The organism is Brevundimonas sp. (assembly GCF_032017145.1).
GTDB lineage: Bacteria > Pseudomonadota > Alphaproteobacteria > Caulobacterales > Caulobacteraceae > Brevundimonas.
Genome location: NZ_DALZQC010000064.1, coordinates 1 through 19,245, shown reverse-complemented (window position 1 = coordinate 19,245; position 19,245 = coordinate 1). Strand labels below are relative to the sequence as shown.

Here is a 19,245-nt window from a genome sequence, read left to right as displayed (position 1 = left end):
GCAGGGCGTGCCGGTCCCCGCCGATCCGTGGCGCGTCGATCCGGGCGACCGGACCAACGCCATGGCCCGCGCCCTGCGCCAGGGTTTGATCGGCTGCACCACCCCGGACCGGTTGAACGCCGCCGAGCGCGCCCATTGCCGCGAGGACGCCATGCGTCGCGGCCTGAACGCCGCCCCGATCACCGGCACCGGCAACCCCGAACGCGACGCCGCCTTCGCCCGCCAGGGCGCGCGTCGCCTAGCCGAATGGGAGATGATGAACCGTCCCCTATCCGGCGGCGTCGGCGTGGTCGGACCGGCCGACTGCGTCGGCTCCAACTTCGGCGCGGGCTGCGCCGGGGCTCACCTGGGCGACATTCCCGGCGTGGATATGCGCCAAGGGGCGGAATCGACGATCAACCGAGGCGAACGCCGCCGTCAGGGCTTCTCGGCGAGCATCGGCGGATTACAAATCGGCGGTAAGGACTGACAACGACGTCAGCGATGATCCTGGCAGTGGATGTCGTGCATCACCTCGCCAAGATGCATCGCGCCCATGGCTAGACCGACGTAGGCCACCCCGCACCACAGGACGACGTTCAGGGCGATCACAGCGGGCGACGCCCGCTTCTTTGTCATGACGCGCCCCACACACGCTTGGACCGTGCGAACGGCTGGTTCATCCGTGGTCCTGGCAGTAGGCGTCGTGCATGGCGGCGCCGAGATCGAGCATCATCGTCTTGGCTTCCACCCAAACGAACAGCGACAGCACCACGGCCGTCAGCCCCCACAGCACCTTGTCCGATTTCGTCACGGGGGCCTTCCGAACAACCTGGACCTACTTTTCCACAATCATAAGCCGCGTCAAGCCGCAAGAAAAAGGGCGGCGCCGTCGCCGGCGCCGCCCTCTTCAAGTCTTGGCTTCCGAACCCGGAGATCAGCCTTCGCTGCTCTCCAGCTCAAGTTGCAGATCGGCCGGCAGCGGCTCGATCGCATCTTCGCGGGCCTGGGTCAGTTCCGCGTCGCGCTCGTTGGCGATCTTCTGCAGGCTGCGCAGATAGGCGCCCGTGCCCGCCGGGATCAGACGACCCACGATCACGTTCTCCTTCAGGCCCTCCAGCATATCCTTCTTGCCGTGGACCGAGGCCTCGGTCAGGACGCGCGTGGTTTCCTGGAAGGACGCCGCCGAGATGAAGCTGCGGGTCTGCAGCGACGCCTTGGTGATGCCCAGCAGGACCGGCTGGGTGGTGGCCAGACGACCGCCGCGCTTCTCGACCTTGGCGTTCTCCAGGACCGCTTCGGCCACTTCGACCGTGTCGCCGCGGATCAGGGTGGTTTCACCCGCGTCCAGCACTTCCACCTTCTGCAGCATCTGACGCACGATGACTTCGATGTGCTTGTCGTTGATCGGCACGCCCTGCAGGCGATAGACCTCCTGCACCTCGTTCACCAGATATTCGGCCAGCGCCTCGACGCCCTGAATACGCAGCAGGTCGTGCGGGTCCGGGTTGCCGTCGATGATGTAGTCGCCCTTCTGGATCAGATCGCCGTCGTGGACGGAGATGTGCTTGCCCTTGGGGATCAGGAACTCGACCGGCTCGCCCTGCACGCCGTCGGCGTTGACTTCCGGCGTGATCTTGATTCGGCGCTTGTTCTTGTAGTCGCGACCGAATTCGACGCGACCATCCATCTCGGCGATGACCGCGCAGTCCTTCGGACGACGCGCTTCGAACAGTTCGGCGACGCGCGGCAGACCGCCGGTGATGTCGCGGGTCTTGGCGCCTTCGGTCGGAACGCGGGCGATGATCTCGCCCGGCTTGACCTCGTCGCCGTTCGACACGGACAGAACCGCGCCCACCGGCAGCAGATAGCGGGCGTCCGAACCGGACGACAGCTTGGCGTAGGCGTCGCCCAGGGTGACGCCCATGGCCGGACGCAGGTCCGAACCCCGCGGGCTGGCGCGCCAGTCGGAGACCACGCGCTGGGCGATGCCCGTCGCTTCGTCGGTCTCTTCCTTGACGGACAGACCCTCGACCAGGTCCTCGAAGCGGACGACGCCGCCCACTTCGGTCAGGATCGGGGTGGTGTAGGGGTCCCACTCGGCCAGGCGTTGGCCGCGCGTGACCTCGCCGCCGTCCTTGACGCGGATGCGGGCGCCGTACGGGGCCTTGTGCGTCTCGCGGTCCTTGCCGTCGACGACCACGGTCACGGTGACGTTACGGCTCATGGCCACCAGGTCGCCGTGGGCCGCGACGACGGTCGGGCCGGAGATGCGGGCCACACCGGCGTTGGTCGCCTCCATGAAGGAGGTTTCCGCCACCTGGGCCGTGCCGCCGATGTGGAAGGTCCGCATCGTCAGCTGGGTGCCCGGCTCGCCGATCGACTGGGCGGCGATGACGCCGACCGCTTCGCCGATGTTGACGTTGGTGCCGCGCGCCAGGTCACGGCCGTAGCAGTGGGCGCAGATGCCGGCGTCGGCTTCGCAGGTCAGGGCCGAGCGGACCTTGACCGACTGCACGCCGGCGGCGTCCACGGCCTCGACCACTTCCTCCACCAGATAGGTGTCGGCGGGGAACAGGACGTTATCGGTGCCCGGCTCCTTGATGTCCTCGGCCGCATAGCGACCCAGGATGCGCTGACCCAGCGAGACCAGCACGTCGCCGCCCTCCATCACCGCACGCAGGGTGATGCCGCGCGTCGAGCCGCAATCCTGCTCGGTGACGATCGAGTCCTGCGCCACGTCCACCAGACGACGGGTCAGATAACCCGAGTTGGCGGTCTTCAGCGCGGTGTCGGCCAGACCCTTGCGGGCGCCGTGGGTGGAGTTGAAGTATTCAAGGACGGTCAGGCCTTCCTTGAAGTTCGAGGTGATCGGCGTCTCGATGATCTCGCCGGACGGCTTGGCCATCAGGCCGCGCATCCCGCCCAGCTGCTTCATCTGCGCCTGCGAACCGCGGGCGCCCGAGTTGGCCATCATGAACACCGAGTTGATGTCGGGGTTCTCGCCCTCGATCAGCACGCGCGGTTGCGCGATCTCGCCCATCATGGCGTCGGCGATCCGGTCCGTGGCCTTGGCCCAAGCGTCGACGACCTTGTTGTACTTCTCGCCGCGCGTGATCAGGCCGTCGGCGTACTGTTGCTCGTACTCCTCGACCTGGGTGCGGGTTTCGGCAACCAGTTCGACCTTCTTGGCCGGGATCACGATGTCGTCCTTGCCGAACGAGATGCCCGCCTTGGCCGCCTCACGGAAGCCCAGGCCCATCATCTGGTCGGCGAAGATGACCGTCGCCTTCTGACCGCAGTGGCGATAGACCACGTCGATCAGATTCCCGATCTCCTTCTTGGTCAGGTTCTTTTCGAGCAGGCGATAGCCGACGTTCGGGTTGCGCGGCAGCAGGGCCGCCAGCTTCATCCGGCCGGGCGTCGTGTCGATGACCTTGGTCACCTCATTGCCTTCGGCATCCTGTTCGGTCCAGCGCGCCTTGATGCGGCTGTGCAGGGTCACGACCTTGGCGTCCAGCGCGGCGTCGATCTCGCCGATGTTGGCGAACAGCTTGCCCTCGCCCGGCTCGCCGTCCTTGACCAGCGACAGATAGTACAGGCCCAGGACGATGTCCTGCGACGGCACGATGATCGGCTTGCCGTTGGCGGGCGACAGGATGTTGTTCGTCGACATCATCAGGACGCGCGCTTCCAGCTGGGCCTCGAGGCTCAGCGGGACGTGAACGGCCATCTGGTCGCCGTCGAAGTCGGCGTTGAAGGCGGTGCAGACCAGCGGGTGCAGGCGGATGGCCTTGCCCTCGATCAACTTGGGCTCGAACGCCTGGATGCCCAGACGGTGCAGCGTCGGCGCGCGGTTCAGCAGAACCGGATGCTCGCGGATCACCTCGTCCAGGATGTCCCATACGGCGGGCTGCTCGCGCTCGACCATGCGCTTGGATTGCTTGACGGTGCCCGACAGGCCCTTGGCGTCCAGACGCGCGTAGATGAACGGCTTGAACAGCTCCAGCGCCATCTTCTTGGGCAGGCCGCACTCGTGCAGCTTCAGTTCCGGTCCCACGGTGATGACCGAACGACCCGAATAGTCGACGCGCTTGCCCAGCAGGTTCTGACGGAAGCGACCCTGCTTGCCCTTCAGCATGTCGGCCAGCGACTTCAGCGGACGCTTGTTCGCGCCCGTGATGACGCGACCGCGACGGCCGTTGTCGAACAGGGCGTCGACGGATTCCTGCAGCATCCGCTTTTCGTTGCGGATGATGATGTCCGGCGCGCGCAGCTCCATCAGGCGCTTCAGGCGGTTGTTGCGGTTGATGACGCGGCGATACAGGTCGTTCAGGTCCGACGTCGCGAAACGACCCCCGTCCAGCGGCACCAGCGGACGCAGTTCCGGCGGGATGACCGGCACGATGGTCAAGATCATCCATTCGGGCTTGTTGCCCGATTCCAGGAAGGCTTCGATCAGCTTCAGGCGCTTGGACGCCTTCTTGGCCTTCATTTCCGAGGGGTTGTCGGCCAGTTCGGCGCGGTGCTTTTCGGCTTCCGCGTTCAGGTCGATGCCCATCAGCAGATTGCGGACGGCCTCGGCGCCGATCTCGGCGGTGAAGCCGTCGTCGCCGAACTCTTCCTGATAGCGATAGAATTCGTCTTCCGTCAGCAGCTGGTTCTGCTTCAGCGGGGTCAGGCCCGGCTCGGTGACGATGTAGTTCTCGAAGTACAGGACGCGCTCGACGTCCTTCAGCGCCATGTCCAGCATCAGCGAGATGCGGCTGGGCAGCGACTTCAGGAACCAGATGTGGGCGACCGGGGCGGCCAGGTCGATGTGACCCATCCGCTCGCGGCGAACGCGCGCCAGCGTGACTTCGACGCCGCACTTCTCGCAGATGATGCCCTTGTACTTCATGCGCTTGTACTTGCCGCACAGGCATTCGTAGTCCTTGGTCGGGCCAAAGATACGGGCGCAGAACAGGCCGTCACGCTCGGGCTTGAACGTGCGGTAGTTGATGGTTTCCGGCTTCTTGATCTCGCCGAACGACCACGACCGGATCTTCTCCGGCGAGGCCAGGGCGATCTTGATCTGGTCGAAGGTCGGCGTGACCGGGACCGGGTTGAAGATGTTCAGGACTTCCTGGTTCATCTTGGTTCCTTCTGCGGGATGACCCGCGATAAATCTTTCAGGGCGGAGAGGCGGCTGGTGAAAAGTGAGGAGTGAGCAAGAAGTGAGCGATGGCGGGTAAGTTTCCGCTCACCCCTTCGCTCACTTTTCACCACTCGCTCACTCGAACTCAGCTGTTCTCCAGCTCCACGTTCAGACCCAGCGAACGCATTTCCTTGATGAGCACGTTGAAGCTCTCGGGAATGCCGGCTTCGAAGCTATCGTCGCCACGGACGATGGCCTCGTAGACCTTGGTCCGGCCGGCCACGTCGTCGGACTTCACGGTCAGCATTTCCTGCAGGGTGTAGGCGGCGCCGTAGGCTTCCAGAGCCCAGACCTCCATTTCCCCGAAGCGCTGACCGCCAAACTGCGCCTTGCCGCCCAGCGGCTGCTGGGTGACCAGCGAGTACGGGCCGATGGAGCGGGCGTGGATCTTGTCGTCGACCAGGTGGTGCAGCTTCAGCATGTAGATGTAGCCCACCGTGACCGGGCGCTTGAACTGCTCGCCCGTCTGGCCGTCGTACAGGATCGACTGGGCCGACTTGTTCAGCCCCGCCTCTTCCAGCAGACGCTCGATGTCGCCGATGTGCGCGCCGTCGAAGACGGGGGTCGCGAACGGAACGCCCTTGGACAGGTTCTTGGCCAGTTCGATCAGCTCTTCCTCGTCCTGCGGCAGAGGGGTTTCCTCGCCGTAGATTTCGGTCAGCCGCTCGACCAGGGCCTGCTTCTGCCCGCCCTGCTGCCAGGCTTCCAGCAGACCGGAGATCTGCTTGCCCAGACCCGCTGCGGCCCAACCCAGGTGGGTTTCGAAGATCTGGCCGATGTTCATGCGCGACGGCACGCCCAGCGGGTTCAGAACGACGTCGACGTGGGTGCCGTCTTCCAGGTGCGGCATGTCCTCGATCGGCAGGATCTTGGAGATGACGCCCTTGTTGCCGTGACGGCCGGCCATCTTGTCGCCGGGCTGAAGCTTGCGCTTCACGGCCACGAAGACCTTGACCATCTTCATCACGCCGGGGGGCAGTTCGTCGCCGCGCTGCAGCTTCTCGACCTTGTCTTCGAAACGACGGTCCAGTTGCTTGCGGGCGTCTTCGAACTGACGCTTCATCGCCTCCAGCTCGCCCATGGCCTTTTCGTCGTCCAGGGCGATCTGCCACCACAGACCACGGCTGACCTCGGCCAGCTTCTCGTCGGTCAGCTCGCCGCGGCCGATGCCCTTGGGCCCCGACACGGCGTTCTTGCCCACGATCAGCGGCTTCAGGCGGCCATAGACGTTGCGCTCCAGGATCTTGAGCTCGTCGTCGCGGTCCTTGCCCAGGCGTTCGATCTCGGCGCGTTCGATCGCCATGGCGCGCTCGTCCTTGTCGACGCCGTGACGGTTGAAGACGCGAACGTCCACGATGGTGCCGGCGACGCCGGGCGGCAGGCGCAGCGAGGTGTCGCGCACGTCCGAAGCCTTCTCGCCGAAGATGGCGCGCAGCAGCTTCTCTTCCGGGGTCATCGGGCTTTCGCCCTTCGGCGTCACCTTGCCGACCAGGATGTCGCCCGGCTGGACCTCGGCGCCGATGGCCACGATGCCCGCCTCGTCGAGGTTGCGCAGGGCTTCCTCGCCGACGTTGGGGATGTCGCGCGTGATTTCTTCAGGCCCCAGCTTCGTATCGCGGGCGGCGACTTCGAACTCTTCCAGGTGGATCGAGGTGAAGACGTCGTCGCGCACGATGCGCTCGGAGATCAGGATGGAGTCTTCGAAGTTGTAGCCGTTCCACGGCATGAAGGCGACCAGGGCGTTGCGGCCCAGGGCCAGTTCGCCCAGGTCCGTCGACGGACCGTCGGCGATGACGTCGCCGCCCTTCACCTGATCGCCCACGCGCACGATCGGGCGCTGGTTGATGCAGGTCGACTGGTTCGAACGCTGGAACTTCGACAGGCGATAGATGTCGACGCCAGAGCGGGCGGCGTCCACGTCGCCGGTGGCGCGCACGACGATGCGGGTGCCGTCGATCTGTTCGACGACGCCGTCACGACGGGCGACCACGACCGCGCCGGAGTCCACGGCCACGACGGCCTCCATGCCGGTGCCGACCAGCGGCGCGTCCGACTGCACCAGCGGCACGGCCTGACGTTGCATGTTGGCGCCCATCAGCGCGCGGTTGGCGTCGTCGTTTTCCAGGAACGGGATCAGGGCGGCGGCGACCGAAACGACCTGTTTCGGCGACACGTCCATCATGTCCACGGCGTCCTTGTTCAGGAGCTGGGATTCACCGTTGATCCGACCGGGGACCAGGTCCTCGACGATCTGGCCGTCCTTCAGTTCGATATTGGCCTGGGCGATCGTGTACTTCGACTCTTCCATGGCCGAGATGTAGACCACCTCGCCCTGAGCCTGGCCGTCCTTGACGCGACGATACGGGCTTTCGATGAAGCCGTATTTGTTCACCCGCGCGTGGGTGGCCAGCGAGTTGATCAGGCCGATGTTCGGGCCTTCCGGCGTTTCGATCGGGCAGATGCGGCCATAATGGGTCGGGTGAACGTCGCGAACCTCGAAGCCCGCACGCTCGCGCGTCAGACCACCCGGGCCAAGCGCCGAAAGGCGACGCTTGTGGGTGATTTCCGACAGCGGGTTCGTCTGGTCCATGAACTGCGACAGCTGCGACGAACCGAAGAACTCGCGAACCGCGGCGGCCGCCGGCTTGGCGTTGATCAGGTCGTGCGGCATGACCGTGTCGATGTCGACCGAGGACATGCGCTCCTTGATGGCCCGCTCCATGCGCAGCAGACCGACGCGGTACTGGTTTTCCAGCAGTTCGCCGACCGAGCGGACGCGGCGGTTGCCCAGGTTGTCGATGTCGTCGATCTCGCCGCGGCCGTCCTTCAGGCCGACCAGGATCTGCAGCACCTTCAGCACGTCCTCCTTGCGAAGGACCCGGATCTCGTCGGAGACCTCGGGGCTTTCCAGACGCATGTTCATCTTGACCCGGCCGACGGCCGACAGGTCGTAGCGTTCGCTGTCGAAGAACAGCGAGTTGAACATGGCCTCTGCGGCTTCCGGGGTGGGCGGCTCGCCCGGACGCATCACGCGATAGACGTCGAACAGGGCGTCCTCGCGGTTGTCGTTCTTATCGACGCGCAGGGTGTTGCGCATATAGGCGCCGACCGTGACGTGGTCGATGTCCAGCACCTCGATGGTGGTGAAGCCGTTTTGCTCCAGCACTTCGATGGTCGGGGCGTCCAGCTCGTCGCCGGCCTCGGCGTAGATTTCGCCGGTCTCGAAGTTCACGGCGTCATTGGCCAGATACTTCGTCAGCAGGGCGTCGGCGGCCAGCGACAGCGAGGTCGTGGTGTCGCCCAGCTTCTTGGCGGCGCGCGCGCTGATCTTCTGGCCGGCCTGGGCGATCACTTCGCCGGTGTCGGCGTCGACCAGGTCGAACTCGGGCTTCACCCCGCGCCAGCGCTCGGCCTTGTACGGCGTGACCCAGCCCTCGCCGCGCTTCTCGTAAGGCACGGTTTCGTAGAAGGTCTTCAGGATTTCCTCGCCGTCCATGCCCAGACCCATCAGGAAGGTCGTGGCCGGCAGCTTGCGGCGGCGGTCGATGCGGACATAGACCACGTCCTTGGCGTCGAACTCGAAGTCCAGCCACGAGCCGCGATAGGGGATCACGCGGGCGGCGAACAGCAGCTTGCCCGACGAGTGGGTCTTGCCCTTGTCGTGGTCGAAGAAGACGCCCGGCGACCGGTGCATCTGCGAGACAATCACGCGCTCGGTGCCGTTGACGATGAAAGTGCCCTTGTCCGTCATGAGCGGGATGTCGCCCATATAGACGTCCTGCTCCTTGATGTCCTTGACCGAACGGGCTCCCGTTTCCTCGTCGGTTTCGAACACGATCAGGCGCAGCTTGACCTTCAGCGGCGCGGCATAGGTCATGTCGCGCTGAATGCACTCCTCGACGTCGTACTTCGGCTCCTCGAACTCATAGGAGACGTATTCCAGGATGGCGCGTTCGTTGAAGTCCTTGATCGGGAACACCGACTTGAAGACCGCTTCGATGCCCTCGTCGCGACGCTGGCCCGGACGGACCTCGCGCTGCAGGAACTGTTCGTAGGAGGCGCGCTGAACCTCGATCAGGTTCGGCATCTGCACCGCTTCGGGAATGCGCCCGAAGGATTTGCGGATGCGCTTCTTGCCGGTGAACGAGGTGGCGGAAGCGATCTGACCGTTGATGGCGAGATCGTGGGCGACGTCAGTCATTCAGTGTTTCCCATGGCGCACGATCCGGGAGAAACCGTGCGCGAAATGCAGCAGCCACGGCGCGCCTTTCAGCGTCCGCAGCCAGGTTTTCGGCGCCCACCCTCGGCCCGCTGCCGGGCCAGGACGCCTGAAATGTACCGGCTCCCTGGGGAAGGAGCCGCGCCTTCGCACGGTCGGAGGGCGACGGACCGGGCCTCGGCGCTTGCGCGCAGACTCAAATGGAGTGTTGCGGGAACGCGCACATATACGCGCATTCGGGACGAAATAAAGGCCCGCGACCAGTATTTCGACAAATCCGCAATCCTGCCACGCCCAAGCTCCTAAAATCACCCAGGATTGTATAATTTTCTATCCTGGATTAATCCTTGCGGCAAAGGAGAGCGGACATTTGGCCCACGATTTGGACGATTATCTGGAGTCGCTCAACGAGGCCGCCTTCACTCGAGAGTTCGAGCAGGAAGAGCACATAATGAAATCCCTGCCCTTCTTCGCCGCCGTCCTGGGCATAGCCGTCGCCATTCTCGCGAAGATCTTCGAGCAGCTTCCGCCGCCGGCCTTTAATGTGTGCGCCGTCGTCACCCTGCTTCTTCTCGCGGCGTCGATCCTCGCCTTTGCCAGAATCGTGTGGAGTCTCCTGCAGATCGTCCGCAAGCGCGGCACTCTGCTGCCCTCGGACGAAATCAAGATGCTGGAATGGTCGGTCGATCTTGTGGCGTTTCATAAGGCCGCAAGCCTGACCGATGCGGCGGCGAGGCGCGCGGCGCAGCGCGACATTCAACTTCGGATGATCGAGGAGTATGCTCGGTGTGCGGTCCACAATCGCCGTCAGAACGCCGCCAAAGTCACCGAACGCTCGGCCGGATTCACTTGGTTGGCCGGCCTTATGGTATTGTCGATTGCAACCGCTGCTAGCTTGGCGCTGTGGAAAGCCCTATACTAGGCATGTCATGGAGACACGTGCGATGCCCCTCGTAAAGCCGGCGCCCTCGCCCGACCGCGAACACCCCGCGCCGAACGCGCATGCCCCAGTCCAGACGCGGCAGCGACCCGCGCCCCCCCCGCTTCAACTGGCGGAGCGGGGCGTAAAGATTCCCGGACTGGCGGTCGAGGGCTGGGTTTCTATCGCCGACCGGCGCTGAACGCCCGGTTTTGCAAGTCTGTCTCTGCTGGCTTTGACGCGGGCGATACGGCTGCTAGCGTCGCCATATGACTCGCATCGCCCTTTCCCTGCTCGCCGTCCTCGCCCTGTCCGCCTGCGCCACGCGCCAGCCGGTGACCTATGCCGAGACGGCGTCCGCCGCCGCCCGCGCCGCCGCCCAGGTTCAGGGCGAGGCCGGACTGACGGCCCAGCAGCTGTGGGACCAGGGCAACGCCGACTATCTGGCCTGGAACGGCGCCCGGCGCGGCTGGACCACGACCGAGAGCGGCCTGCAATACCGCCGCGTGGGCAAGGCCCATCCCGACGGCGCCCAGCCTTCCGGCTCAGACACGGTCAAGGTCCATTATCGCGGCACATTCATCGACGGGCGCGAGTTCGACAGCTCCTATTCCCGCAACGAACCGGCCGAGTTCCCGCTGAACCGCGTCATCAAGGGCTGGACCGAGGGCGTGGCCCTGATGCACGTCGGCGAGATCTACGAGTTCGTCATTCCCGCCTCCCTGGCCTATGGCTCGCGCTGGGTCGGCGGCGACGAACTGCCGCCCAACTCCACACTGCGGTTCTCGGTCGAACTGCTGGAGGTCAAGGCCGGCTGACCCCTGAAATAGGATGGCCGGCGCCCGCCTACCATCCTATTGGCGAACGACGCGGCCCGTGGTTTCAATGCCTTGCAGGCCGCCAGCGTCAATCTTCCGGCCATAGGAAGCGGCGCGCGCATCATGGTCGGCATGACCGATCACATCCGCCGACTGCCCGATTCCCCGCCCCCGCCTCAAACGCGCCGTTCGGCCGAGACCTGGGCCGCCGCGCGCGCGGACTATCTCGCCGGCGGTTCCGCCTCAGAGGTGTGCGAGCGCCACAGCCTGCCGCTGTCCACCTTCCGCTGGCGCGCGCAACAGGAAGGCTGGCGCAGGCTGGATCAGCCTGCGGCGGCGCCCTTCCACGTCAGCGACGATCCGGGCGACTATCGCAACTGGATGCCCGCATCCGCGCCGATGGACGACGCCCCCGCTGACGGCGATGCGCCGCTTGATCCGGCGTCGTTCCCGGCCGACGCGACGCACCCCGGCGCCTCCTCGCAGGACCAGGACGGCGACGACGGCCTGCCCGCTGCGGCCGATCTGTGCGAAAAGGCCTGGTGGAACGCCGCCCGCGCCATCCGTCAGGGCCGCATGATCGAGGCGCGCGGCTGGACCCGTCTGCACAAGGAACTGGCGGCCATCGCCCATGATCGCGACGGCGACCGGATGCGGCGCCTCAACGACAAGATCGGCCGGGACCTGGCGGACCTGAAGGCCTCGATCGGCGCCATGCGCGCGGCCCCGAAGGACCTCTAGGGAGTGGGCGGTCGAGTTGGGCCGGGAATGCCTAGCGTTCGTCACAACGGGCACAGCGAGATCACGACGAACACGACGGAGAGATGCTCCGGTTCGACAAAGTCTCGTGGGCCTGCGGCGGCGAAGCCGCAGATTGGCGCATGGCTTGGACAAGAGAAAAACAAGCCGACGCGCGTTCGGTCTCGTCGTGGTCTTCGTGGCCTCGCTGTGCCCGTTGTGATGAACGCCTTTCCAGACCGCATCGACCGAAACTCCGATGCTCTAACCCGTTGGTGAAAGTTGGACTCTTGGACTCGTTGGACTGTTTTTTCGGGAGTCCAAGTTCAGCGCCGCTTGACGCCCCCGCCCCTGCGGCGGACTGTCGCGCCTCCCCTGGAAGGCTTTGAGAGTCCGTGATGATCCCCACCCGCCTGCGCGCCGCCAGCCTCGCCCTCCTGCTCGTCTCGGCCGCTCCCGCCGCCCTGGCGCAGCAGGCGTCGACCTACGCCCCCGCCCTGCCCGCGCCCCTGCCGCCGATCCCGGACGCCCAGGACGTGGCCTATCCCGGCGTGATCGCGCTGGACGTCGACGCCACCAACCTGTCAGCGCATCTTCTCCGTGACCGAGACCATTCCCGTCGCCCAGGCCGGGCCGATGGTGCTGTATTTCCCCGAATGGCTGCCCGGCAACCACGGCCCGGTCGGCCCCATCCCCCAGCTTGCGGGCATCGAGATCACCGCCGGCGGCCAGCGCGTGGAATGGGTGCGCGACACCCTTCGCCCCTTCGCCTACCACATCGTCGTTCCCGCCGGCGCGACCGCGCTTGAGGTGAAGCTGCAGCACCTGTCGCCGACCGCCGGCGCTCAGGGGCGCATCACCATGACGCCCGAGATGCTGAACCTTCAGTGGGAGAAGATGCTGCTCTATCCGGCCGGTCACTGGTCGCGCAACATCATGGTCCAGCCCACCGTCAAACTCCCGACCGGCTGGCGGTTCGGCACGGCGCTGGAGCCGCTGGAAAAGAACGGCGACGTCCAGACCTTCAAGCCCGTCAATCTGGAAGTCCTGATCGACAGCCCCATCTTCGCCGGCGTCCACTATCGCCAGATCGACCTCGATCCCGGCGGCCGCTCGCCCGTGCGGGCCAACATCGTCGCCGACGAGGCCGACAGCCTGAACGCCACGGACGAGCAGATCCAGATTCTGCGCAATCTGGTGACGCAGATGGACCGCCTCTATGGCGCGCGCCATTTCGACCACTACGACTTCCTGATCGCCATGACGGACAAGCTGGGCGGCATCGGGCTGGAGCATCACCGCAGTTCCGAGAACTCGGTCGATCCCGCCTTCTTCACCGGCTGGGCCACGCACCTGTCCGACCGCGACCTGCTCAGCCACGAGATGAACCACTCGTGGGACGGCAAATGGCGCCGCCCCGCCGACCAGTATGTGCCCAACTTCAACTCGCCCCTGCAGAACAGCCTGCTGTGGGTCTATGAGGGCCAGACTCAATACTACGGCCAGGTCATCGCCGCCCGTTCGGGCCTTCTGACCGCGCAACAGGCGATGGACGCCCTGGCCCTGACGGCGGTGACCTATGACGCGCGCGTCGGCCGCCGGTGGCGCGCCCTTCAGGACACCACCAACGACCCGATCATCAGCCAGCGCCAGGCCAAGGGCTGGCTGTCGTGGCAGCGCGACGAGGACTACTATTCAGAGGGCCAGCTGATCTGGCTCGACGTCGACACCCTGATCCGGGAGAAGACGAATGGCAGGAAGTCGCTCGACGACTTCGCCCGCGCCTTCTACGGCGTCCAGGACGGCAGCTATACGCCCGCCCCCTATACGTTCGAGGACGTGGTCGCGGCCCTGAACGGCGTGGTCGCCAACGACTGGGCCACCTTCCTTCGCACCCGTCTGGACGCCGATGGTCCGAACGCCCGCGCCCCGCTGGACGGCCTGGCGCGCGGCGGCTGGCGCCTGGCCTTCGCCGACAAGCCCACCGACTATATGAAGACCCTGTATGCCGAGCTGAAGCGCAACGACTTCACCTATTCCCTGGGCTTCCAGACCGGCGAGGCCAACAAGATCCGCAGCGTCCAGTGGGACAGCCCGGCCTTCAAGGCGGGCCTGGCCGTGGGCATGGAGATCGTCGCCGTCGACGGCCAGGCCTCCACGCCCGACCGGCTGTCCGCCGCCGTCACCGCCGCCAAGGACCCGGCCGTCCCCGTTGCGCTGATCGTCAAGGACGGCGACCAGTTCAGGACCGTCGTCCTCGACTACCACGACGGCCTTCGCTACCCCCGCCTGGAACGCATCACCGGAACCCCCGACCGCCTGACCGACATCCTGACGCCGAGACGGCGATAAGCAGCACACCACCCGTCTCCTCCCCACACAGTGGAGAGGTGGCGCGGCGCTTCTTTAGCGCCGTGACGGAGGGGCTCTTCATCGCATCACAGACGCTTCAAGAACCCCTCCACCACGCTGCGCGCGGTCCCCCTCCCCATTTCATGGGGAGGAGACACAACGCCACGCTTGACGCATCGCCCGACGCCCTCGACGGTGCGCGCCTGCCTTCACGCCTGGATGACCGAATGCCGCGTACCCGCCTGACCGCCGCCTGCCTCGCCGTCCTGATGACGACCGCCGCCGCTGCTCCGGTGGTGGCCCAGACCTTCCGGTCCACCCCGGTCATCACCGACGCGACCCAGGCCCCGCTGGCCCTGCCCCGCGCCCAGCCGGCCATCCCCGCGCCGCAGGACAAGCCCTATCCCGGCGTCATCCAGTACCGCGCCGACATCACCGATCTGGACCGCCGCATCATCCGCGTGCGCCAGACCATTCCGGTCGCCGCCGCCGGTCCGCTGACCCTGCTCTATCCCAAGTTCCTGCCCGGCAACCACGCCGCCACCGGCCCGATCCAGCTGCTGTCCGGCCTGACCGTCACCGCCAATGGCCAGCGGATCGAATGGCTGCGCGACACGCTCGATCCCTACGCCTTCCACCTGGACATCCCGGCTGGCGTAACCAGCATCGAGGTCGTGTTCCAGCAGTTGACCCAGCCCGACAGCTCCAACTGGCGCGTGCTGATGACCCCGGCCATGGTCAATCTGCAGTGGGAGAAGGCCATCCTCTATCCGGCCGGCTATTTCAGCCGCCAGATCCAGGTCGCCCCCTCGGTCGTCCTGCCCGCCGGCTGGAAATACGGCACGGCCCTGACCACGGCGTCCCAGGACGGCGACGTGGCGACCTTCGCCCCCACTGACCTCTACACCCTGATCGACAGCCCCATCTTCGCCGGCGCACATTATCGCCGCGTGGACATCGATCCCAGCGGCGCCCCGTCTGAATCAAGGGTTCATCTGAACATCCTGGCCGACGAGGCCAAGGGCCTGGCCGCCACCGACGAGCAGCTGAAGCTGTTCGAGAACATGGTCCAGCAGGCCGACCGCCTGTTCGGCGCCCGCCACTTCGACAACTACGAGTTCCTGTTCGCCCTGACCGACCAGATGGGCGGCATCGGGCTGGAGCATCACCGCTCGTCCGAGAACACCGGCGCCCCCGACTTCTTCACCAACTGGGCCAAGAGCGCGGGCGACCGGGGCCTCCTGCCCCACGAATACACCCACTCCTGGAACGGCAAGTTCATGCGCCCGGCGGACGAGCTGACCGCCAACCACAACGTCCCGACCCAGAACACCCTTCTGTGGGTCTATGAGGGCCAGACCGAATATTGGGGCGACGTGCTGGCCGCCCGCGCCGGCCTGCATTCCAAGGGCGTGGCCCTGGCCACCCTGGCCAATGTGGCGGCCTTCTACGACCAGCAGCCGGGCCGCCAGTGGCGCGCGCTTCAGGACACCAACAACCACAACCTGCTGGGCTACCGCGTGCCGGGCCAATATCCGTCATGGATGCGCGGCACCGGCGACTATTACCGCGAAAGCCTGCTGGTCTGGCTGGACGCCGACACCCTGATCCGCGAGGGCACGAACGGCAGGAAATCCCTCGACGACTTCGCCAGGGGCTTCTTCGGTCACGACGACGGCCAGTGGGCGCCTCAGGGCTATACCTTCCAGGACGTGGTCGCGGCCCTGAACGCCGTCTATCCGCACGACTGGGCCGCCTTCCTGCGCAGCCGTCTCGACGCCGTCGGCCCCGACGCCCGCGCGCCGCTGGACGGCCTGGCCCGCGCCGGCTGGCGCCTGACCTACACCGACACCCCCAACGCCGACGAAAAGGCGGTTCAGACCGGCTGGGCCAACGACTTCCAATATTCGCTGGGCTTCACCCTGTCGGGCGACAAGCTGACCAACATCCGCTGGGGCGGCCTTGCCTTCGAACAAGGCGTCGGCGCGGGCTGGAGCCTGGTCGCCGTCAACGGCAAGGCCGGCTCGGCCGAGGTCCTGCGCGAGGCCGTCACCGCCGCCAAGGGCACGGAGGCCCCCCTCGACCTGCTGCTGAAATCCGGCGACCGCTTCCGCACCGTCGCCTTCGCCTACCACGACGGCCTGCGCTATCCCCGCCTGGAACGGATCGAGGGAACCCCCGACCGCCTGTCCGACATCCTGGCCCCCCGGCGGCGCTGAGGCTCACACCCGGCGCCCCCTATTCGGTAAGGTCAGATCAGCCCCGCCAGAGGCGACGACGGGTCCGCATACATCCGCTTGGCCATCCGACCGGCCAGATAGGCGTCGCGGCCAGCCATGACGGCGTGTTTCATGGCGCGGGCCATGCGGATGGGGTCCTTGGCCCCAGCAATGGCCGTGTTCATCAGCACGGCGTCGCAGCCCAGCTCCATCGCGCGGGTCGCATCCGACGCCGTGCCGACGCCCGCGTCGACCAGCACCGGCACCTTGGCCTGTTCCACGATCAGGCGGACATTGACCTCGTTCTGGATGCCCAGGCCCGATCCGATCGGGGCGGCGGCGGGCATGATGGCGGCGGCGCCGGCGTCCTCCAGCCGCTTGGCCATCACCACGTCGTCGGTGCAATAGACCATGACGTCGAACCCGTCCTTGATCAGCAGGTCCAGCGCCCGCAGCGTCTCGATCATGTCGGGATACAGGTGGGCGGTGTTGGACAGCACCTCCAGCTTGACCAGGCTCCATCCCCCCGCCTCGCGCGCCAGACGCAGGGTCCGCACCGCATCCTCGCCGGTGAAACAGCCGGCGGTGTTGGGCAGGAAGGTGAAGCGGTCGGGCTTCACATGGTCGACCAGCATCGGCTGGGTCGGGTCCGACAGGTTCACCCGGCGCACGGCCACGGTCACGATCTCGGCCCCCGCAGCCTCGGCGGCGGCGGCGTTCTGGGCGTAGTCGGCGTATTTGCCGGTGCCCACGATCAGGCGCGAGGTGAAGGTGCGGCCCGCGACGGACCAGGTTTCGGAAGCTGTATCGGTCATGGAGCCTGACCTACGCGCCCCGGCCGCGAAGCGAAAGGCCGCAGGGATCACACCGCGTTGCGAGGGCGCGCCGAATAGACTAAACTAAGTGGACTAAGTTCAATGGAGATGCGTCATGGAGACGGTCAATATCCATCAGGCTAAAACGCATCTGTCTCGCCTGATCGAAAAAGCAGCGAAGGGCGAATCCTTCATCATCGCCAAGGCCGGCAAGCCGATGGTCAAGGTGACGGCAGTCGATGACACGCCGAAGAGGACGGTTCAGCGCATTGGCTTCATGAAGGGCGAAGGCGTGGTTCCCGATGACATAAAGACGGCTTTCAAGGACGACATCGAAGAGATGTTCTACGGCAAATCGTGAACCTGCTTTTGGACACTCACTTGTTGATCTGGTCTGCCTTCGACACAGGGAGGCTGAGCGACAAGGCCCGCGAACTGATCAACGACGGGGACAATGTTCTTCATTTCAGCGCGATGAGCCTGTGGGAAATCGCCATAAAAACAGCTCGGAATTCCGAGGACTTCTCGGTCGATCCCAAGCGGCTCTATTATCTGCTCACCGTGAATGGCTTCGTGGAGGTGGTCATGACCAGCGAGCATGGAGTCATCGCGGGCCAACTTCCGCTGCTCCATCGCGATCCTTTTGATCGCGCCTTAATTGCTCAAGCGCGTTACGAAGGCTTGACCTTGTTGACGGCGGACAGCGCCATCAGCCTCTACGAAGGCCCTATCCTCAAGGTCTGATCACCCGCCGCCGACGAACTGGACCAGCTCGATACGGTCGCCTGCGGCCACAGGCGTGGCGGCGTGCAGGGACTTGGGCACGATCTCGAGATTGCGTTCGACGGCGACCTTGCGCGGATCCAGCGACAGCTCCTCGACCAGAGCCAGAATGGTGGCGGCCTGGACCTGACGTGGCTCGCCGTTGAGATGGATCTGGTGCACGCGCATTCTCCCTGACCTTCGCCTCGCCGACCGTCGCGCGTCAGATAGACGGTGACAGGCCGCTTCGCCAGACTGTGCGTTCAGCCCGCCTCGAACAGAAGGGCGCCGACCGCGACGGCCAGGGCGGCAAAGGTCGCCACCACGGTTCTCAGGATCAGTTTGCCATCTTGGCGCATCCTCGGCGCTCCCTCAGGCCGTCCCGACAGGGGACGATGGCGGCCGGCGCTGCGAAATCCACGCCATCGCATATAACGTTGGGGAAGGTTCGACGCCGCGACCGATTTGACCCGAGCCCAGCGTCCGCTAAAAGGCCCCTCTTGCGCCGCGCTGCGCCGGATCGATTCCTGGAACCATGGCCGAAACGCCCGTCATTCATGTGCTGAACGGCCCCAACCTGAACCTGCTCGGGGTTCGGGAGCCGGACATCTATGGCCGCGACACCTTGGCCGACATCGAACAGCGCTGCGTCAACGCGGCGGGCGGGGCCCAGGTCATGTTTCGCCAGACCAATCACGAAGGCGTGCTGGTGGACTGGATCCAGGAGGCGCGCGAAGGCGCCGACGCCCTGATCCTCAATCCGGCGGCCTATGGGCACACGTCGGTGGCGCTGCACGATGCGTTGAAGACGCTGTCGATCCCGGTGATCGAACTGCATCTGTCCAATCCGGCGGCGCGCGAGGCGTTTCGCCATCACTCCTATGTGTCGTCCGCGGCGACCGGCGTGATCGCCGGTTTCGGCGCGGCGGGCTATGAACTGGCCGTCCAGGCGGCCCTGACCCTGATCCGGGAACGGCCCTGAGGGCCGCCCGTTCGCTTACACACACGAAAGACAAGGCGCATTCCAATGGCCGATGACAAGAAACACGCCGAGATCGACGCCGCCCTGGTTCGCCAGCTGGCCGAAATCCTGAACGAAACGGACCTGACCGAGGTCGAGGTCGAACGCGGCGAACTGCGTATCCGCGTCGCGCGCGAGATCACCGTCAACGCCGCCCCGGTGCAGTACGCCGCCGCCCCGGCCCCGGCCCGGCGCCCCCTATTCGG

The 19,245-nt window shown here is 65.8% G+C and carries 14 protein-coding genes and 2 pseudogenes; 10 read left to right on the top strand and 6 right to left on the bottom strand.

The features are described from left to right. On the top strand, nucleotides 1–469 hold a 469-nt coding region (locus RTU05_RS11555), incomplete at its 5' end, for a hypothetical protein (protein ID WP_312598404.1). 8 nt (nucleotides 470–477) lie between these two features. Here the strand turns inward: RTU05_RS11555 and RTU05_RS11550 are convergent. The 4 genes from RTU05_RS11550 to rpoB all read right to left on the bottom strand — a co-directional run bounded on the left by RTU05_RS11550 (nucleotide 478) and on the right by rpoB (nucleotide 9,377). Next, on the bottom strand, nucleotides 478–618 hold the full coding sequence (locus RTU05_RS11550) for a hypothetical protein (RefSeq protein WP_312598402.1): 141 nt from the start codon (nucleotides 616–618) through the stop codon (nucleotides 478–480). A gap of 40 nt (nucleotides 619–658) precedes the next feature. Beyond that, the gene (locus tag RTU05_RS11545; protein WP_312598400.1) at nucleotides 659–793 is read right to left on the bottom strand and encodes a hypothetical protein; all 135 of its coding nucleotides are present in this window, start codon (nucleotides 791–793) and stop codon (nucleotides 659–661) included. A gap of 123 nt (nucleotides 794–916) precedes the next feature. Beyond that, nucleotides 917–5,113 (bottom strand): DNA-directed RNA polymerase subunit beta', encoded by a 4,197-nt coding sequence (rpoC, locus tag RTU05_RS11540; RefSeq protein ID WP_312598398.1) that lies wholly within the window; start codon nucleotides 5,111–5,113, stop codon nucleotides 917–919. A 148-nt stretch (nucleotides 5,114–5,261) separates the two neighbouring features. After that, nucleotides 5,262–9,377, bottom strand: coding sequence for a DNA-directed RNA polymerase subunit beta (gene rpoB / locus RTU05_RS11535; protein ID WP_312598396.1), 4,116 nt, complete (start codon nucleotides 9,375–9,377; stop codon nucleotides 5,262–5,264). Between the two features lie 388 nt (nucleotides 9,378–9,765). Between rpoB and RTU05_RS11530 the strand changes: the two genes are divergently transcribed. The 5 genes and pseudogenes from RTU05_RS11530 to RTU05_RS11510 all read left to right on the top strand — a co-directional run bounded on the left by RTU05_RS11530 (nucleotide 9,766) and on the right by RTU05_RS11510 (nucleotide 16,441). Then, nucleotides 9,766–10,317: a hypothetical protein gene (locus RTU05_RS11530; protein ID WP_312598394.1), complete on the top strand. Its 552-nt coding sequence runs from the start codon at nucleotides 9,766–9,768 to the stop codon at nucleotides 10,315–10,317. A gap of 266 nt (nucleotides 10,318–10,583) precedes the next feature. Continuing rightward, a complete protein-coding gene (locus RTU05_RS11525) occupies nucleotides 10,584–11,132 on the top strand; it encodes an FKBP-type peptidyl-prolyl cis-trans isomerase (protein ID WP_312598392.1) in 549 nt (182 codons plus the stop codon). A gap of 132 nt (nucleotides 11,133–11,264) precedes the next feature. After that, nucleotides 11,265–11,873 (top strand): hypothetical protein, encoded by a 609-nt coding sequence (locus RTU05_RS11520; RefSeq protein WP_312598390.1) that lies wholly within the window; start codon nucleotides 11,265–11,267, stop codon nucleotides 11,871–11,873. A 395-nt stretch (nucleotides 11,874–12,268) separates the two neighbouring features. Continuing rightward, nucleotides 12,269–14,222 (top strand): annotated as a pseudogene (locus tag RTU05_RS11515) (M61 family metallopeptidase). Between the two features lie 227 nt (nucleotides 14,223–14,449). Next, on the top strand, nucleotides 14,450–16,441 hold the full coding sequence (locus RTU05_RS11510) for a peptidase M61 (RefSeq protein ID WP_312598386.1): 1,992 nt from the start codon (nucleotides 14,450–14,452) through the stop codon (nucleotides 16,439–16,441). Nucleotides 16,442–16,473: 32 nt separating this feature from the next. Here the strand turns inward: RTU05_RS11510 and RTU05_RS11505 are convergent, their stop codons facing one another. Then, nucleotides 16,474–17,256, bottom strand: coding sequence for a HisA/HisF-related TIM barrel protein (locus RTU05_RS11505; protein WP_312598385.1), 783 nt, complete (start codon nucleotides 17,254–17,256; stop codon nucleotides 16,474–16,476). Nucleotides 17,257–17,371: 115 nt separating this feature from the next. Between RTU05_RS11505 and RTU05_RS11500 the strand changes: the two genes are divergently transcribed. Then, nucleotides 17,372–17,617 (top strand): type II toxin-antitoxin system prevent-host-death family antitoxin, encoded by a 246-nt coding sequence (locus RTU05_RS11500; protein WP_312598384.1) that lies wholly within the window; start codon nucleotides 17,372–17,374, stop codon nucleotides 17,615–17,617. Then, complete coding sequence (locus tag RTU05_RS11495) at nucleotides 17,614–18,000, top strand: type II toxin-antitoxin system VapC family toxin (RefSeq protein ID WP_312598383.1); 387 nt, start codon at nucleotides 17,614–17,616, stop codon at nucleotides 17,998–18,000. Before RTU05_RS11500 ends, RTU05_RS11495 begins: the two co-directional genes overlap by 4 nt. Here RTU05_RS11495 and thiS read toward each other — a convergent pair whose 3' ends face one another. After that, nucleotides 18,001–18,207, bottom strand: coding sequence for a sulfur carrier protein ThiS (gene thiS, locus RTU05_RS11490; protein WP_055755162.1), 207 nt, complete (start codon nucleotides 18,205–18,207; stop codon nucleotides 18,001–18,003). It abuts the gene before it with no gap. A gap of 346 nt (nucleotides 18,208–18,553) precedes the next feature. Here thiS and aroQ point away from each other — a divergent pair, with 346 nt between their 5' ends. Then, entirely contained in the window at nucleotides 18,554–19,000 is a 447-nt protein-coding gene (gene aroQ / locus RTU05_RS11485; protein ID WP_312598381.1) for a type II 3-dehydroquinate dehydratase, read from the top strand. A 45-nt stretch (nucleotides 19,001–19,045) separates the two neighbouring features. Beyond that, nucleotides 19,046–19,245 (top strand): annotated as a pseudogene (locus tag RTU05_RS11480) (acetyl-CoA carboxylase, biotin carboxyl carrier protein); the annotation flags it as partial.

Coding starts and splice junctions, on each gene's coding strand:
- RTU05_RS11550 (WP_312598402.1), bottom strand. CDS start 618: ATGACAAAGAAGCGGGCGTCGCCCGCTGTGATCGCCCTGAACGTCGTC.
- rpoC (WP_312598398.1), bottom strand. CDS start 5,113: ATGAACCAGGAAGTCCTGAACATCTTCAACCCGGTCCCGGTCACGCCG.
- rpoB (WP_312598396.1), bottom strand. CDS start 9,377: ATGACTGACGTCGCCCACGATCTCGCCATCAACGGTCAGATCGCTTCC.
- RTU05_RS11525 (WP_312598392.1), top strand. CDS start 10,584: ATGACTCGCATCGCCCTTTCCCTGCTCGCCGTCCTCGCCCTGTCCGCC.
- RTU05_RS11520 (WP_312598390.1), top strand. CDS start 11,265: ATGACCGATCACATCCGCCGACTGCCCGATTCCCCGCCCCCGCCTCAA.
- RTU05_RS11510 (WP_312598386.1), top strand. CDS start 14,450: ATGCCGCGTACCCGCCTGACCGCCGCCTGCCTCGCCGTCCTGATGACG.
- RTU05_RS11505 (WP_312598385.1), bottom strand. CDS start 17,256: ATGACCGATACAGCTTCCGAAACCTGGTCCGTCGCGGGCCGCACCTTC.
- RTU05_RS11500 (WP_312598384.1), top strand. CDS start 17,372: ATGGAGACGGTCAATATCCATCAGGCTAAAACGCATCTGTCTCGCCTG.
- thiS (WP_055755162.1), bottom strand. CDS start 18,207: ATGCGCGTGCACCAGATCCATCTCAACGGCGAGCCACGTCAGGTCCAG.
- aroQ (WP_312598381.1), top strand. CDS start 18,554: ATGGCCGAAACGCCCGTCATTCATGTGCTGAACGGCCCCAACCTGAAC.